The following is a 17244-nucleotide window of genomic DNA, read 5'->3' on the forward strand; positions in this document are numbered from 1 at the left end:
CTCTTAAACGCGAGCAGGTTAATACCATGTCGGACATTCACGTGAAGCAAAGCCGCCACCAACACGTACATTCAGACGTTTCCGTCAGCCGGCGTTATCTCACCGAGCTTAAAGCAAGCCTCACAGAGGAGGACATCGCCCAGGTTTTGCGTGCGCCCAACGACCTGAAGTCGCGTAAAGTCCTCAATGAAATGCGCATGCATTTCAGCCAGGAAAGTGTCGACTCCATGTTGAAAGAACCAGACGCCGAGGAAGTTGCTCACCTTCTGACGGACATCGGCAAGTTCCTGCAAAAAAATAGTGACGAGGCCTGCGTAAAATTATCCACCCAACTTTATTTCAGCGACTATCAGGCAGCCTATGACAAACAGAAAATCGCCTTACTGTTAAAGTTGATATCGGGTAAGGACGATTATGGCTTTCGCCATGTCTATGAGTTTTTCAAAGGCACGGCCGGAGCATTCGAGCACCTGAATGGGTGCGTGAAGGACACAGCCCAAACGGTGATGGATATGAACACCATCACCGAGGCGCTCAACCCAACACACATTAAATCAAGGATGAAGGCTCACTGATCATGGACTCAACGTTCCTTCTCGAAGAGCCTGACGACTTTGGGCATTAAGCCAAGTACAACGAGCGCCAGCAGTGTACTCAATACCGCCGTTGATTCACGCCCAACCCCTGCCGCCACGCCAATGGCGGCGGTCATCCACAACCCGGCAGCGGTGGTCAGGCCTTTGACGTGCTGGCCCTCTTCATCCTCCTTGCCCTTGAGGATAGTGCCGGCACCCAGGAAGCCGATCCCGGCGATAACCCCCTGCAAGACCCTGCTCATGGCGTCCGACTGGCTGCCTGACATCTGCGGCACCAGCACAAACAGTGCAGCGCCCAAGGCCACGAGCATGTGGGTGCGCACCCCCGCCGCCTTGCCCTTTTGCTCACGCTCAAACCCCAGGATACCGCCCAGGATCGCGGCGATAAGCAGGCGAACGGTTATCTGAGTGAGCTGCTTTGCATCAGCGATGTCAGCAAATTCTGCATGCAGGGTTTGAAGCACTTCTTGCCACCAGGCGTCCATGGTCGTTATCCGTTTTAGTGTGGTTAGACGATGGACAGCGCCGACCGCCAGTCAGTTGCCTGGAACACCTGGCACTGCGCGACGCCCTAACCCATGACTGCCCATAAAAAGGAGAGCACCATGCCTGTACGTATCGACAATCAAACGTGCTTTTTCAAGGTCGCTGACGACGGCCAGGAATACGCCCTGCCCGCCACGGGTGTGACGGTGAGTACCGACAGCGCCAAATCCATGTCTTTTGTAGAGTTAAAAGGCGATCGGGTCTACATCACTGAAGCCGAAGCGGACGCACTGACCGTCGCCGGTGCCAGGGACGGTCGCAAACACTTGAAGGCGACCGACAGTGATTCGGTGATTTGATTGATCTGTATCAACCCCCGCACAAGCCAGCTGCACCCCAGGCGCTACGGGGTGCAGCACATTGTCACAGTGACGTATAGAAAGCCCATCTGATCCGCTTTTTATCGACCTACCTGAGTCTGTTATGCAAACAGCGTGAAGTTCATAGTTCATTGGCCTGATGGAGGCTGATGAGCGAACGACCATGAGCGAAAGAATCCCAACCGTGGACACCTTTGAGCCCATACACCCAAAGAAGGTGAAGGCCAAATCCAGTGACAACCTGATCCATACCCGCAGCTTCACCGGCGTGTTCCGCACTTTGCGTGTGGGCGGTGCCGCTGTGCTGTTCCTGGCGTTTTTTGGCACCGTGTGGCTGAACTGGTCCGGGCGCCAAGCCGTGCTGTGGGACTTGGCCGAAAGCAAATTCCACATCTTCGGTGCCACCTTCTGGCCCCAGGATTTCATCCTGCTGTCGGCGCTGTTGATCATCTGCGCTTTCGGCCTGTTTGCCATTACCGTATTTGCCGGCCGCGTTTGGTGCGGCTACACCTGCCCGCAAAGCTCGTTCACCTGGCTGTTCATGTGGTGTGAAAAGGTCACCGAAGGTGAACGCAACCAACGCATCAAACTGCAAGCGGCACCCTGGAGTCTCAACAAACTGGCGCGGCGTTCGGCAAAACATACGCTATGGCTGGGTATCAGCGTGCTGACCGGGCTGACGTTTGTCGGCTACTTCACGCCAATCCGCCCGCTGGCCAGTGAGTTGCTGACCTGGCAGATGGGCGGTGTGAGCCTGTTCTGGGTGCTGTTTTTTACCGCAGCCACCTACATCAACGCCGGCTGGCTGCGCGAAGCGGTGTGCATGCACATGTGCCCGTATGCACGTTTTCAGAGCGTGATGTTCGACAAAGACACCCTGACCATTTCCTACGACGCGGCGCGTGGCGAAAGCCGAGGCCCGCGCAAACGCGAGGTGAAACCGGCGCAGGTTGGCCTGGGGGATTGCATCGACTGCCAACTGTGCGTGCAAGTGTGCCCCACCGGCATCGATATCCGCGATGGCCTGCAAATGGAATGCATTGGCTGCGCCGCATGCATCGACGCCTGCGATTCGATCATGGACAAGATGGGCTATGCCCGTGGTCTCGTCAGCTATACCAGCGAACATCAACTGCAAGGTGGCAAAACGCACCTGCTCAGGCCACGCCTGATCGGCTACAGTGCCGTGCTGCTGGTGATGATCGCCGCCTTGGTGGTGGCCTTGATTGAACGGCCAATGGTGTCACTGGACGTGACCAAGGACCGTGGCATGTTCCGTGAAAACAGCCAGGGGCTGATCGAAAACATCTACAGCTTGAAGGTCATCAACAAGACCCAGCAGCGCCAGGATTACCGCCTGGAACTGGTGGACGCCGAGGGCTTCCAGTTGCAAGGCAAGACCCGGCTCAGCCTGGCGCCGGGGGAAATCAGCGATGTGCCGGTGTCGGTGGCGTTGCTGGCCGATAAACCGGCGAGCAGCTCGCAGACCTTGCGCTTCAAGGTTGTGGATGTGGATGAACCGTGGATTTACAGTGCAGCGGACAGTCGCTTTGTGGCGCCGTTGAATCGTTGATATCCAACACACACAGAAGATCAAGTGTGGGAGCTGGCTTGCCTGCGATGGCGCCCGGTCTGGCACGGATGATGTTGAATGTGCCACCGTCATCGCAGGCAAGCCAGCTCCCACATTTTGCCCTGCGAACACTATTGGAACGTTAATCAGGCCGCCATGAAACGCTACGAAAAATTTGCCGACGACATCGCAGAACTGATTCGCTCCGGCGTCCTCGGCCCTGGCCAGCGAGTGCCCTCAGTGCGCTATGCCAGCCAGACCTATGGGGTCAGCCCGTCCACGGTATTCCAGGCTTACTACCTGCTCGAACGCCGTGGCCTGATTCGTGCGCGGCCGCGCTCCGGCTACTTCGTCAACACTCACGCGCCCAGCCCGTTTTCCGAGCCGGTGGTGAGTGAACAGGTGCACGAGTCCACCGAAGTCGATGTGAGTGAGTTGGTGTTCTCAGTGCTCGACTCCATCAAAGACCCCAACACCGTACCGTTCGGCTCGGCCTTCCCCAGCCCCATGTTGTTCCCGCTGCCACGCCTGGCGCGCTCGTTGGCCAGTGCCGGCCGTGAGATGGACCCACGCCTTGTCGTCACCGACATGTCACCGGGTAACCCGCAACTGCGCCGCCAGATCGCCCTGCGCTACATGGTGGGCGGCCTGATGCTGCCGATGGAAGAGCTGCTGATCACCAACGGCGCCCTGGAAGCGCTGAACCTGTGCCTGCAAGCGGTGACCGAGCCGGGCGACCTGGTCGCTATCGAAGCCCCGGCGTTCTATGCCTGCCTGCAAGTGCTCGAACGCCTGAAGCTCAAGGCGGTGGAAATCCCCGTACACCCACGCGATGGCATCGACCTCAATGCCCTGGCGCAAACCCTTGAGCGCTACCCGATCAAAGCCTGCTGGACCATGACCAGCTTCCAGAACCCCATGGGCGCCACGCTGCCAGAGGCGAAAAAACAGGCGCTGGTGGAACTGCTGCGCAGCCATCAAGTGCCGATGATCGAGGACGATGTATACGCCGAGTTGTATTACGGGCAGCACGCGCCAAAACCGGCCAAGGCCTTCGACACTGAAGGGCTGGTGATGCACTGCGGTTCCTTCGCCAAGAGCCTGGCACCTGGCTATCGCGTCGGCTGGGTCGCGGCCGGGCGCTATGCGCAGAAGGTTGAACGCCTGAAGCTGATGACTTCGCTGTGCCCCTCGATGCCGGCCCAGGCGGCGATTGCGGACTACCTGCAACACGGCGGCTATGACCGGCACCTGCGTAAATTGCGCTACGCCCTGGAAGAACAGCAGAGCGCCATGCTGGCCGCCATCGCGCGCTATTTCCCGGCACAGACGCGGGTCAGCCAGCCGGCTGGCGGCTATTTCCTGTGGCTGGAACTGCCGGAGCAAACCGATTCGTTGAAGCTGTTCCAAATGGCCCTGGCCCAGGGCATCAGCATTGCGCCGGGGCCGATTTTTTCGGCGACCCAGCGCTTCAGAAATTGCATTCGCTTGAACTACGGCAGCCCGTGGACCGAGGCATCGGAAAAGGCCATGGAAACACTCGGGCGCATTGTGCGGTCCTTCTAGGCTCGGTTGTTGCCTTATCTGACGCCATCGCGGGCAAGCCCGGCTCCCACAGTGAAATGCGTTCCACTGTGGGAGCCGGGCTTGCCCGCGATGGCGCCTTGACTGACGCTAAAGACTCAACGGCCACCGCCCAAATCCAGAAAAGTGCCAGTGGTATACGAAGCCTTGTCCGACAACAACCAGATAATCGCCTCCGCCACTTCATCCGGGCGCCCGCCACGGGCCATGGGGATGCCGGACTCCAGCTTGCTGACTCGGTCCGGGTCGCCGCTCAGGGCATGGAAGTCGGTAAAGATGTAGCCAGGGCGCACCGCGTTGACACGGATCCCTTCACCCGCCACCTCTTTGGACAGGCCGATGGTGAAGGTATCCAGCGCGCCCTTGGACGCGGCATAGTCGACATATTCGCCCGGCGAACCCAGGCGCGCGGCTACCGACGACACGTTGACGATGCTGCCGCCCTGCCCGCCATGCCTGGGCGACATGCGCAGCACCGCTTGCTTGGCACACAGGATCGGCCCCAGCACATTGGTCTTCATGATTTTGAGGATGCGGAACTCGGACATTTCATCGACCCGCGACTTGTGCCCCACGGTGCCGGCGTTGTTGACCAGTGCCGTCACGCGCCCAAGCTCGGCATCAACGCGATTGAACAATGCGATCACTTCATCCTCGATGCTGACATCGGCCCGCACCGCAATGGCCTGTGCACCCAAGGCGCGCACCTGGTCCAGCACACGCTGGGCCGCTGCCTCATCAGACTGGTAGTTGATGCAAATGCGGTAGCCCTGGCGTGCAGCCAGCAAGGCCGTCTCAGCGCCGATACCACGGCTGCCTCCAGTGATAATGACGACTTTGTCCATGCGTGCGGTCTCCTGAATAAACCAACGGTTTAAGGTTGGATCCAAGAATACCCGTCATCCACGGCTTTTGTCAGGCGCCAAGGCGTCTTCGGCGCGCTGGATATCGGCCATGAACCCCTCGGCCGGCAATGGGTGACCCAGCAGGTAGCCTTGCAGCGCGTTGCACCCCAGCCGGGTGAGGAAACTTTGCTGCACATCGGTCTCCACGCCTTCGGCGACAATGCGCAGCCCTAGCGCCTGGCCGAGGGCGACAATGGCCGAGACGATGGCGGCGTCGTCGCTGTCGTGTTCAAGGTCGCGCACAAACCCGCGGTCGATCTTCAGCTCGTTGGCGGGCAACCGTTTGAGGTACATCAGGCTCGAATAACCGGTGCCGAAGTCGTCTATGGACAGGTCCACGCCCATGTCCGACAGTTGCTGCAGCACCGTCATGCTCGCATCGGCATCGCTCATGGCAGTGGTTTCGGTGATTTCCAGGGTCAGGCTGTTGGCCGGCAAGCGGTGACGCTCCAGCGCCTGCGCGACACTTTTAACCAACCCTGCATGGCAGAACTGCAACGCCGACAGGTTGACTGCAATGCGCCAGTCTTCATAACCCTGCGCGTACCAGACAGCCATCTGGCGGCAAGCCTCGTTGAGCACCCACTCGCCGATGGGAATAATCAACCCGGTTTTTTCCGCCAGCTCGATGAACATCGCCGGCAACAACAGCCCCTGTTGCGGGTGCTCCCAACGCAACAACGCTTCGGCGCCGACCGCAATACCGCTGAGCGCGTCGAACTTGGGCTGGTAGTACAGGCGGAACTGTTGGTGCTCAACGGCGTTGCGCAGGTCCTGCAACAACTGCAGCTGTTTGCGCGCATTGGTGTTCATCGACACATCAAAGAAGCTGTAACCGTTCTTGCCCATGCCCTTGGCGTGGTACATGGCGGCATCAGCGTTCATCAGCAGTTCCTGAGGGTTAACGCCGTTACCGGGGAACATGGCAATGCCGATGCTCGCGGAAATCTTCAGTTCATGCTCGGCTACCTTGAACGTACGGTTGATCAAGCCAACCTGGCGCTCGGCCAGGCCCATGGCGTCGTCCGGCTGGGTCAACTGCACCAGCAGCACAAACTCATCGCCACCGATGCGCGCCAGGGTGTCCTGGCTGCGCAGGTCCTCGCGCAGACGCAAACCCACCTCGCGCAGCAATTGGTCACCCATGTGGTGGCCAAATGCATCATTGACCGGCTTGAAACCGTCCAGGTCGATAAACATCAACGCAAAACAACCACCCTGCTCCCTGACCGCCTGTATGGCTTGTTGAATGCGGTCGGCGAGCAAGGTGCGATTAGGCAGCCCGGTGAGCATGTCATGCAGGGCCAGATGGGTGAGTTCCTGGTTGGCCAGGGTCAGTGAGTCTGCGAGCACGGCAGTGCGGGCTTCAAGCCGGGCGTCGAGCAATGAGGTCAATAACGCGATGATCAAGACCGCCAGCGAAGTGACCAGCACCAGGTTATCCAGGCCCTTGCCACTCAGTCCCGTCAGCGCGGCGCCGCAGAAACTGTTGTCATCAAAACGCGCGGCAGCCATGCCGGTGTAGTGCATACCAACGATCGCAATGCCCATCACCACCGCGGCGCCCCCCCGCGCCAGGCGTACGTAAGGCGTGTTGCGCCGTAAGTTGAAAGCGATCCACAAGGCCGCGCCGGACGCCAGCACGGCGATCAACAATGAGGCGCCAAACAGGGCGGGGTCGTAATCGATGCCCGGGGTCATGCGCATCGCGGCCATGCCGGTGTAGTGCATGCAGGCAATACCAGCCCCCATCACCAACGCGCCAAATGCCAACTGCCAAGCCGGCAGACGTGGCTGGCTGACCAGCCACAGTGCAAAGCCACTGGATAACACGGCGATCAATAACGACAGCGCGGTGATACCCAGGTCAAACCCGAGGGCAAAGGGCAGGCGCAACGCCAGCATGCCGATAAAGTGCATGGACCAAACGCCCACGCCCATGGCCAATGCCCCGCCGGTCATCCACATGTACGCTGCGCGGCCCCTGGCGGTCGCAATACGGCCGGCCAAGTCCAGCGCGGTATAGGACGCCAGGATCGCGACGCACAGGGAGATGACGACCAGAGAGGGGGAATAACTACCGATCAGCATGGGACTTCTCAAGACTGACGGGCCTGAAAACGCCCGTGCCAAGTGGCAAAGCCGGCGATTGTAGCGAGAATAATTATTGTCGGTTTGATTAATTATCACGGGGCCATTAGTGGCATTTTGACGCCAATCTACTGACCTTGAAATGCCACCTGCTTCAGCCCGCTGAGCAGGATCATCTGCTTGAAAATCAGGCCGTGGGCGATTGAACAGGCGCGGGCGGATTTTGATCAGCAATGTGCCGAGGAGTAACAAGTGCGGGCTGTTGTGGCGAGGGTGCTTGCTCCCGCTAGGGTGCGCAGCGCCCGCAAGTTTTATGGGGCTGCTGCGCAGCCCAGCGGGAGCACGCTCCCTCGCCACAGTGACAGTGCCCAGCCTTGATTGGGAAGGTGCTTGAGTTGTTTTTAAAAGCTACCCAGTCACTGCTTCTCAGCCAAAGACGTCTGCCCGTCCCAGCCGCCACCCAACGCCGCAATCAACTGCACACTTGCCACCAACCGCGTCTGCAACAGGGTCAAGACCGTGCGCTCATTGCTCAACGCAGTGGCCTGCACCGTCACCACATCCAGGTAGGCGATCAACCCGGCCTTGTACTGATTCTGCGTCAAGCGCAGGGACTCACGCGCGGCCTCCAGGGCTTCATTGCTGACCACCGCCTCATCTTCCAGCACCTTCAACTGCACCATATAGTTTTCCACTTCGCGGAAACCATCCAGTACGGTCTGGCGGTACTTGGCCACCGTCTCGTCATAAGACGCCACACTACGGTCGACCTCAGCCGAACGCTGCCCACCGTCAAACAAGGTCATCGCAAGCTTGGGCCCCACCGACCAGAACCGGTTCGGCAAACTGATCCAATCAGCATAGGTGCTGCTGGAGTACCCGCCCGCCAGGCTCAAGGTCAGGTCCGGGTAATAAGCCGCCTTGGCCACACCGATATTCGCGTTGGCCGCAATCACTGAGCGCTCCGCCGACGCAATGTCCGGGCGCCGCTCCAGCAATTGCGATGGCACACTCAGCGGAATCTGCGGCAAGGCAGGTATGTCTTTGCTCACCGCCAGATTGAAGTTGGCCGGCGCTTCGCCGATCAACACTGCGATGGCGTTTTCCAACTGCGCACGCTGCCAGATCAAGTCGATCAAACTGGCCTGGGTCGTCTTCAGTTGGGTCTGTGCCTGAGCAATCGCGGCTTTGTCGGAAACCCCCGCCCGGTACTGGTTTTCAGTCATCTTCAGGGAGCGCTGATAAGTCTCCAGCGTGGCCTGCAGCAAACGTGTCTGCTCGTCCATCACGCGCAGTTGCAGATAGTCCTGCACCAACTCCGACTGCTGGCTCAAACGCATCGCCGCCAGATCCGCGGAACTGGCCTCAGCCGTCGCCTCATTCGCTTCAAGACCACGGCGCAACTTGCCCCACACATCGGCCTCCCAACTCACGCCCAACTGGGTATTGAGCGTGTCACGAATACCACTGCTGGAACTGCTGAGGCTGGCGTTACTGCTGCCGGTGCCCTGACTGGCACGGGTTTTACCGGCACTGAAGTCCACCGTTGGGAAAAACGCCCCGCGTGCGCTGCGCACCTGGGCCTGGGCCTGGCGAAAGCGCGCTTCGGCCTGGGCCACGGTTTGGTTGGAATTGTTAAGGCGCGTGACCAGCTCGTTAAGTTGACGGTCACCGTACAACTCCCACCAGGCGCCACGGGCCAGGGAATCGCTTGGGTTGGCCTGACGCCAGCCCTGGGCTTGCTTGAACTGCGCGGGTTCGACCACCTCCGGGCGCTTGTAATCCGGGCCGATGGCGCAGGCGCTGAGCAAGGCGCCGCACAACAGCATCGTTACCCCCTTCACACCCTTGCCGATACGTGTGGCGTGGCGAGGTCGACTGTCTGGGGCCGCTGCGCAGCCCAGCGGGAGCAAGCTCCCTCGCCACAGTGTCTGGGCATTCGTTGAATCGGTCATAGCGCAGTATCCAAGGCAGCATCGGTACGCACGCCACGCCAGGCGTTGAAGCGATGGCGCGCGCGGTCAAGATAAAGGTAAACCACCGGAGTGGTGTAAAGGGTCAGGATCTGGCTGAACACCAGCCCACCGATAATGGTCAGGCCCAGCGGCTGGCGCATTTCGGCGCCATCGCCGGAACCGAGCAGCAACGGCAAGGCGCCGAGGATGGCGGCGAGCGTGGTCATCAAAATCGGCCGCAGGCGCAACAGGCAGGCGCTGCGGATCGACTCCAACGGGCTCATGCCATCGTGGCGCTCCAGCTGCAGCGCCAGGTCAATCATCAGGATCGCATTCTTCTTCACCACGCCGATCAGCAGGAACAGACCGAGCAAGGATATCAGGCTGAATTCACCGCCCAGCAGGTAGATCGACAGCAGCGCGCCGACACCGGCCGACGGCAAGGTCGACAGGATGGTCAGCGGGTGAATATAGCTTTCATACAGAATGCCCAACACCAGGTACACCGCCACCAGCGCGCCAAGAATCATGAACGGCTGGCCCTTCTGGGTCGCCGCAAACGCATCGGCGGTGCCGGCCATCTTGGCGATCACGTCTTCGGGCAAACCGACCTTGGCAATCGCCCGCTCGATAGCGGCCGTGCCCTGCTCCACCGTTACGCCGGGCGACATGTCGAAGGCAATATTTTCCGAGGCAAACTGGCCTTCATGGCTGACACGGTCGTCGGCCAGGCTGTTTTCGTAATGGGCAATGGTCGACAACGGCACCCGCGCGCCCGTGGAGGTGATCACCTGCATCTGGTTCAGGGTGATCGGGTCCTGGGCGTATTTCGGGTTGACCTCCATCACCACCTGATACTGGTTGAGGCTGTCATAGATAGTAGAAATCTGCCGCTGACTGTAGGCGTTGTTCAACACCGAGGTGACCATGCTCATGTCGATGCCCAGGCGCTTGGCCTGGTCGCGGTCGACCACCAGCGTCACCTGCGCCGCACCGCGACCTTCGCGGGCGTCGATGGCGGTCAGCTCCGGTAGCTCGCGCATGGCAGCGACCACTTTCGGGTACCACAAGCGCAACGCAGCCAGGTCGCCGCTTTGCAGGATGTAGGAGTATTGGGCGCTGGTCTGGTCACGGCTGCCACCAAATTGCAGGTCCTGGTCGGCCATCAGGAACAGCCGTCCGCCCGGCACCAGCGGCACTTCCTTGCGCAGACGCTCGATCACTGCCTGGGCCGAGAGCTTGCGTTCGGCAATCGGCTTGAGGCGCACCAGCATCACCGCATTGTTAGTGCCATTGTTGCCACCGATAAAGCCGGCCACGCTGAGCACCGCCGGGTCTTTGAGGACCGCCTTGCGGAAGGTTTCCATTTTTGGCTGCATCACATTGAACGACAGCCCATCATCGCCGCGCACAAAACCGATCAACTGCCCGGTGTCCTGCTGCGGCATGAAGGTTTTCGGCACCACCACGTACAGCGCGATGTTCACGCCCACGGTGATCAACAGGCTCAGCAGGGTCAGGCGGCGATGGCGCAGCACCCAGTCCAGGCTGGTGGCGTAGGCTGCAACCATGCGGTCGTTGACCTTCTGGCTCCAGCGCTGCAAACCGGTCATGTGCCCTTTGACGTGCGGTTTGAGCCAGCGCGCGCAGAGCATCGGGGTCAAGGTCAGCGAGACGATCAGCGACACTATGATCGCCGCCGACAAGGTGATGGAAAACTCACGGAACAGGTTGGTGACGATGCCGCCCATAAACAGGATGGACAGGAACACCGCCACCAGCGACACGTTCATCGACAGCAAGGTAAAGCCCACTTCCTGGGCGCCCAGGTACGCCGCCTTCATCGGCGGCACACCGTCGTCGATATGCCGGGAAATGTTTTCCAGCACCACGATGGCGTCGTCCACCACCAGGCCGGTGGCCAGGATCAACGCCATCAGCGAAAAATTGTTCAACGAAAAACCAAACAGGTACATCACCGCAAAGGTGCCGACCAGCGACACCGGCACCGCCAGGGTCGGGATCAACGAAGCGCGGAAGTTACCCAGGAACAGGTACACCACCAGCACCACCAGGGCCACGGCAATCAGCAGGGTCATCTCGGCTTCATGCAGGGTCGCGGTGATCACCGGCGAACGGTCCATGGCCAGGTTGAGCTTGACGCTGGACGGCAGCACCGCCTGCAACGCCGGCAACTGGGCCTTGATCTGCCGGACGGTCTCGATAATGTTGGCGCCGGACTGGCGGTTGATGACCAGCAGCACCGCCGAATCATTGTTGAAGAAGCCGCTGTTGTAGCGGTCTTCCACGCCATCGCTGATCTTGGCGACATCCCCCAGGCGCAAGGCCGCGCCGTTCTGGTAGCGGATCAGCAGCGGCTCGTAGTCCTTGGCCTTTTCCAGCTGGTCATTGGCCTGGATCTGCCAGTTACGCTCGCTGTCTTCCAGGGAGCCCTTGGGCCGCCGCTGGTTGGCATTGGCGATGGTATTGCGCACATCGTCCAGGGCCACGCCATATTGGTCCAGGGCCTTGGGTTCCAACTCGATGCGCACTGCCGGCAAGGAGCTGCCACCGATCTGCACTTCGCCTACCCCCGGCACCTGGGACAGGCTTTGCGAAAGAATGGTGGAGGCCAGGTCGTACAGTTCGCCCTTTTGCAACACGTCGGAGGTCAGTGACAACACCATGATCGGTGCCTGGGACGGGTTGATCTTCTTGTAGGTCGGCATGCTGCGCATGCCACTGGGCAGCAGGTTGCGCGATGCATTGATGGCCGCCTGCACTTCCCGCGCCGCACCGTTGATATCACGGTCGGAGTCGAATGCCAGAATCACCCGCGTAGAGCCCTGGCTCGACGAACTGCTCATGGTGGTGATGCCGGCAATCGCGCCGAATGAGCGTTCCAGCGGCGTCGCCACGGTAGACGCCATGACCTCGGGGCTGGCGCCGGGCAAACTGGCCGACACCACGATCACCGGGAAGTCGATCTGCGGCAACGGCGACACCGGCAGCAAGTTGAAGCTCACGCCACCGAGCAACATAATCGCCAGGCTCAGCAGCATGGTGGCTACTGGCCGGCGAATGAAAGGTCCGGACAGGTTCATGACTCAGCCGGCTCCAGGCTTTGTGGCTCTTTGCGCCAGCGACGGCCCAGGCGGTCGAAATACAGGTAGATCACCGGCGTAGTGAACAGCGTCAGCACCTGGCTCACCAGCAGGCCGCCGACCATCACCAGGCCCAGCGGTTGGCGCAACTCCGCGCCGGAACCCGTGGCCAGCATCAATGGCACCGCACCAAACAAGGCGGCCAGGGTGGTCATCAAAATCGGCCGAAAACGCAGCAACGCCGCCTGATAAATTGCCGTTTGCGGGTCCAGGCCCTGGTTGCGTTCGGCGTCGAGGGCAAAGTCGATCATCATGATCGCGTTCTTTTTGACGATACCGATCAGCAGGATAATGCCGATGATCGCGATCATGCCCAGGTCATTGCCACTGAGCAGCAACGCGAGCAAAGCGCCGACTGCGGCGGATGGCAGCGTGGAGAGAATCGTGATCGGGTGAATGTAACTCTCATACAACACGCCGAGCACGATGTACATGGTCACCACCGCCGCCAGGATCAGCAGCAAAGTGCTCGACAGCGAGGCTTCGAACGCCTGGGCCGCGCCCTGGAACTGGGTCTGCACGCCCACCGGCATGCCGATGTCCTTCTGGGTCTGGTTGATCAGCTCCACGCCTTTGCCCAGCGCGACGCCAGGGGCCAGGTTGAACGACATCATCACCGCCGGGAATTGGCCGATATGCGCGATTGCCAGTTGCGCCTGACGCTGCTCCACATGCGCCAGGCTCGACAACCGCACCTGGCCGCCGTCGGTGGTTTTCACATGGATCTGGTTGAGTGCCGCCGGCCCCAGGGTTTCACCGGACTGGGCCTGCAATACCACACGGTACTGGCTGGCCTGGGTGTAGATGGTGGAAATCTGCCGCTGGCCGAAGGCGTCATAGAGTGCGTCGGTGATGGTTGACACACTCACGCCCAGCCGCGAGGCGGCGTCACGGTCGATCACCAGGAACACTTGCAGGCCCTTGTCCTGCAGGTCGCTGGCCACATCGGTGAGTTCCGGCAACTGGCGCAAGGCGTGCACCAGCTTGTCGCTCCACAGCGCCAGCAGGTCGGCGTCCGGCGAGGACATGCTGAACTGGTACTGGGTGCGGCTCACGCGGTCTTCAATGGTCAGGTCCTGCACCGGCTGCATGAACAGGCGAATGCCCACCAGCTTGTCGATCTGCGGTTGCAGGCGCGTGATGACCTGGGCCGCGCTCACGTCGCGCAGGCCGTGGGCCTTGAGGTTGATCAGCAAACGGCCGCTATTGAGAGTGGCGTTATCACCATCCACACCGATATAGGACGACAGGCTTTCAACCGATGGGTCGGCCAGGATCACCTTGGCCAATTCCTGCTGGCGCTGGCTCATGGCGGCAAACGAAATCGACTGCGGTGCTTCCGATATGCCCTGGATCACCCCGGTATCCTGTACCGGGAAAAAGCCCTTGGGCACCACCAGGTACAGCACCACGGTTAGGCCCAAGGTGGCGATGGCCACCAGCAGGGTCAGCGGCTGGTGCTTGAGCACCCACTGCAATTTGCGCCCGTAGGCTTCGATCAACCAATCGATCCAGGCGCCGCTGGCCTTGTAGAAACGACCTTGTTCTTCTTCCTTGGGTTCGCGCTTGAGCAAGCGCGCGCACATCATCGGCGTCAGGGTCAGGGACACCACCAGGGAAATCAGGATCGCCACCGCCAGGGTGATGGCAAATTCGCGGAACAGCCGCCCGACCACATCGGCCATGAACAGCAGCGGAATGAGTACCGCGATCAGCGACAGGGTCAGGGAAATCAGGGTGAACCCGATTTGCTTGGCGCCCTTGAGCGCAGCCGCCATGGGCGTCTCGCCTTCCTCGATGTAGCGCGAGATGTTCTCCAGCATCACGATGGCATCGTCCACCACAAACCCGGTGGCGATGGTCAGGGCCATCAGCGTCAGGTTGTTGATGGAGAAGCCTGCCAGGTACATCACGCCAAAGGTGCCCACCAGCGACAGCGGCACGGCGATCGACGGAATGATCGTGGCACTGACCCGGCGCAGGAACAGGAACGTCACCATCACCACCAGGGCAATGGCGATCAGCAATTCGTGCTGTACGTCTTTCACCGAGGCCCGAATGGTCTGGGTACGGTCGGTAAGCACCGTCACATCCAGGCCCGCCGGCAGGTTATCGGTGATGCTCGGCAGCAGCGCCTTGATACGGTCCACTACCTCGATCACGTTGGCGCCGGGCTGGCGCTGGATGTTGAGCAGCACGGCCTGGTTTTCATTGGCCCAGGCAGCGAGGCGCTCGTTTTCGGCGCCGTCAACGATCTGTGCCACGTCTTTGAGGCGCAGCGGCGCGCCATTGTTGTAGGCCAATATGAGTTCGGCGTATTGCTCGGGCGAGACCAACTGGTCGTTGGCATCGAGCATCGATACCCGTGTGGGGCCGTCAAAGTTACCCTTGGGCTGGTTGACGTTGGAGGCGGCGATCAGGGTGCGCACGTCCGACAGGTTCAAGCCGTTGGCCGCCAGGGCCTCGGGGTTGACCTTGATACGCACGGCCTGGCGCTGGCCACCGGCGATGCTGACCATGCCGACGCCGCTGATCTGGGCAATTTTTTGCGCCATACGCGTGTCAACCAAGTCGTTGAGCTTGGGCAGCAACATGGTCTTGGAGGTAATTGCCAGGGTCAACACCGGGGTATCTGCCGGGTTGACCTTGTTGTACACCGGCGGCGCCGGCAAATCCTTGGGCAACAGGTTGGTCGCGGCGTTGATCGCGGCCTGCACCTGTTGCTCGGCGACATCCATGTTGATGTCGAGGTTAAAGCGCAGGGTCAGCACCGAGGCGCCGCCCGAACTGGTCGACGCCATCTGTGTGAGGCCGGGCATTTGCCCGAACTGACGCTCCAGCGGCGCAGTCACTGCGCTGGTCATCACGTCCGGGCTGGCGCCGGGGTACAGGGTCATCACCCGGATGGTCGGGTAGTCCACCTGGGGCAAGGCCGAGACCGGCAACAAACGGTAAGAAATAATGCCGGCCAGAACAATGGCCAGCATGCTTAGCGTGGTGGCAACCGGGCGAAGGATAAACAGTCGCGACAGGTTCATGAACCGACCTTTTGCGCCTTGCCGGCGTTAGCGCCGGTCTCCCCTTTCGCCGCAGGCTTGCCTTGCAGGTGTTCGGTCGGCGTGGTCGGCACTTCGCTGCTGTCGTTGACCACTTCAATGTCGCTGCCGTCCTTGAGGCGATCAGTGCCTTCCAGGACCACGCGGTCACCGGCCACCAGGCCTTCCTTGATGACGGTGTTATCGCCATCGGTATCACCGACCACCAACGGCTGCATCTTGACCTTTTTGTCACCGTCGAGCTTGTAGACGAAGGTGCCGCTGTTACCGAACTGGATCGCCGCGGACGGCGCCAGCACTACGTTGTGCAAGGTGTCGGCCAACAGGTGCACGTTAACGAACTGGTTGGGGAACAGCGCCTGGTCCTTGTTATCGAAACGGCCTTTGAATTTGAGTGTGCCGGTGGTCACGTCGATCTGGTTGTCCAGGCTCTGCAACACGCCGACCGCCTGCTGCTTCACATCGCCACGGTCCCAGGCTTCAACGGGCAGCTTGTTGCCGGCGTGGTAACGGGTGAGTACGGTGTCGAGGGTGTTTTCCGGCAGGGTGAAGACCACGCTGATCGGCTGGGTCTGGGTGATCACCGCCAGGAAGGTGGTGTCGTTGGCCGCCACCAGGTTACCGACGTCAACCTGACGCAGGCCGACGCGGCCGCTGATCGGCGCGCGGATCCTGGTGAATTCGAGGTTGAGCTTGGCGTCGTCTACCGCGCCCTGGTTGGTCTTGACCGTGCCTTGGTACTGCATGACCAGGGCTTCGGCGGTGTCCAGGGTCTGTTTGGCGATACTGTCCTGGGCATACAGGTCACGGTAACGCTGCACGTCAACCTGGGCGTTTTTCAGTTGGGCCTGGTTCTGCAAGAGCGTGCCTTGGGCCTGGAGCAAGGCGTTCTGGTAGCTACGCGGGTCGATCTCCGCGAGCAGGTCGCCTGCCTTGACCATCTGACCCTCTTCAAACGCGATCTTGACCAGCTCACCACCCACCCGGCTGCGTACATTAATGGTGTTGAGCGCGGTCACCGTGCCCAAGGCCTTGTAGTACACCGGGAACTCGCCCAGTACCGCTGGCGCTACGCGCACCGGGATCGGGCCGGTGGCCCCCCCGAAACCTGGGCGCGCCATCCCCGTCTTGCCGGTATGCCCGGCCGGTTTCTGCGCGCTGGCATCTGTATGGCCTGCGGGCCAGAATTTCCAGCACAGGCCGGCGATAACCAACAGCACGAGCAGGCCGAACAGCCAGCGGCGGGAATTGCGGGGGGAGGATTGCATGGAGTGATCAACCATTGGGCGCGAGAGCTTCTTCTTTGGGAGGCTGAAAGATAAGCACTGGGGCGCATTAAGAAAAGCGCCTTTACCGGCTATTTACCTTGGATTACAACTTTTAACTTCTGAGCTTAGTCCGTTGGCTATTTCGCTAAGCGTTTGAGCCGCAAATAAAAACGGCCTGGACTAGGC

Annotated in this window: 11 protein-coding genes; 4 read left to right on the forward strand and 7 right to left on the reverse strand. The window is 60.6% G+C overall.

The features are described 5' to 3' along the window. The first annotated feature begins 26 nt into the window (after window positions 1-26). Window positions 27-575, forward strand: coding sequence for a hypothetical protein (locus HBO41_RS27515; RefSeq protein WP_017139128.1), 549 nt, complete (start codon window positions 27-29; stop codon window positions 573-575). An 8-nt stretch (window positions 576-583) separates the two neighbouring features. Here HBO41_RS27515 and HBO41_RS27520 read toward each other — a convergent pair whose 3' ends face one another. Next, entirely contained in the window at window positions 584-1081 is a 498-nt protein-coding gene (locus HBO41_RS27520; RefSeq protein WP_017139129.1) for an MgtC/SapB family protein, read from the reverse strand. A 120-nt stretch (window positions 1082-1201) separates the two neighbouring features. Here HBO41_RS27520 and HBO41_RS27525 point away from each other — a divergent pair, with 120 nt between their 5' ends. The 3 genes from HBO41_RS27525 (at window position 1202) to mapR (ending at window position 4601) form a co-directional block, all read left to right on the forward strand. After that, entirely contained in the window at window positions 1202-1441 is a 240-nt protein-coding gene (locus tag HBO41_RS27525; protein WP_017139130.1) for a DUF3203 family protein, read from the forward strand. Window positions 1442-1625: 184 nt separating this feature from the next. After that, the gene (gene ccoG, locus HBO41_RS27530) at window positions 1626-3035 is read left to right on the forward strand and encodes a cytochrome c oxidase accessory protein CcoG (protein WP_099548274.1); all 1410 of its coding nucleotides are present in this window, start codon (window positions 1626-1628) and stop codon (window positions 3033-3035) included. 156 nt (window positions 3036-3191) lie between these two features. Further along, window positions 3192-4601 carry a GntR family transcriptional regulator MpaR gene (mapR, locus tag HBO41_RS27535; RefSeq protein WP_017139132.1) on the forward strand — a complete coding sequence of 470 codons (1410 nt, stop codon included), beginning with the start codon at window positions 3192-3194 and terminating at the stop codon, window positions 4599-4601. 116 nt (window positions 4602-4717) lie between these two features. Here the strand turns inward: mapR and HBO41_RS27540 are convergent, their stop codons facing one another. From HBO41_RS27540 to HBO41_RS27565, 6 genes are all read right to left on the reverse strand, one after another. Next, entirely contained in the window at window positions 4718-5464 is a 747-nt protein-coding gene (locus tag HBO41_RS27540) for an SDR family oxidoreductase (protein WP_017135063.1), read from the reverse strand. Window positions 5465-5518: 54 nt separating this feature from the next. Then, window positions 5519-7615 (reverse strand): bifunctional diguanylate cyclase/phosphodiesterase, encoded by a 2097-nt coding sequence (locus HBO41_RS27545; RefSeq protein ID WP_138453877.1) that lies wholly within the window; start codon window positions 7613-7615, stop codon window positions 5519-5521. Between the two features lie 416 nt (window positions 7616-8031). Continuing rightward, window positions 8032-9444, reverse strand: a complete 1413-nt coding sequence (locus tag HBO41_RS27550; RefSeq protein WP_236447120.1) for an efflux transporter outer membrane subunit — start codon at window positions 9442-9444, stop codon at window positions 8032-8034. Window positions 9445-9566: 122 nt separating this feature from the next. Next, window positions 9567-12674, reverse strand: coding sequence for an efflux RND transporter permease subunit (locus HBO41_RS27555; protein WP_099548270.1), 3108 nt, complete (start codon window positions 12672-12674; stop codon window positions 9567-9569). Beyond that, window positions 12671-15772, reverse strand: a complete 3102-nt coding sequence (locus tag HBO41_RS27560) for an MdtB/MuxB family multidrug efflux RND transporter permease subunit (RefSeq protein ID WP_017135060.1) — start codon at window positions 15770-15772, stop codon at window positions 12671-12673. The genes HBO41_RS27555 and HBO41_RS27560 overlap by 4 nt, the downstream gene beginning before the upstream one ends. Then, window positions 15769-17073, reverse strand: a complete 1305-nt coding sequence (locus HBO41_RS27565) for an MdtA/MuxA family multidrug efflux RND transporter periplasmic adaptor subunit (protein ID WP_169988515.1) — start codon at window positions 17071-17073, stop codon at window positions 15769-15771. Before HBO41_RS27565 ends, HBO41_RS27560 begins: the two co-directional genes overlap by 4 nt. Window positions 17074-17244 lie beyond the last annotated feature (171 nt).

It is taken from the genome of Pseudomonas sp. WS 5146, from assembly GCF_012985495.1.
Classification (GTDB): Bacteria; Pseudomonadota; Gammaproteobacteria; order Pseudomonadales; family Pseudomonadaceae; genus Aquipseudomonas; species Aquipseudomonas edaphica.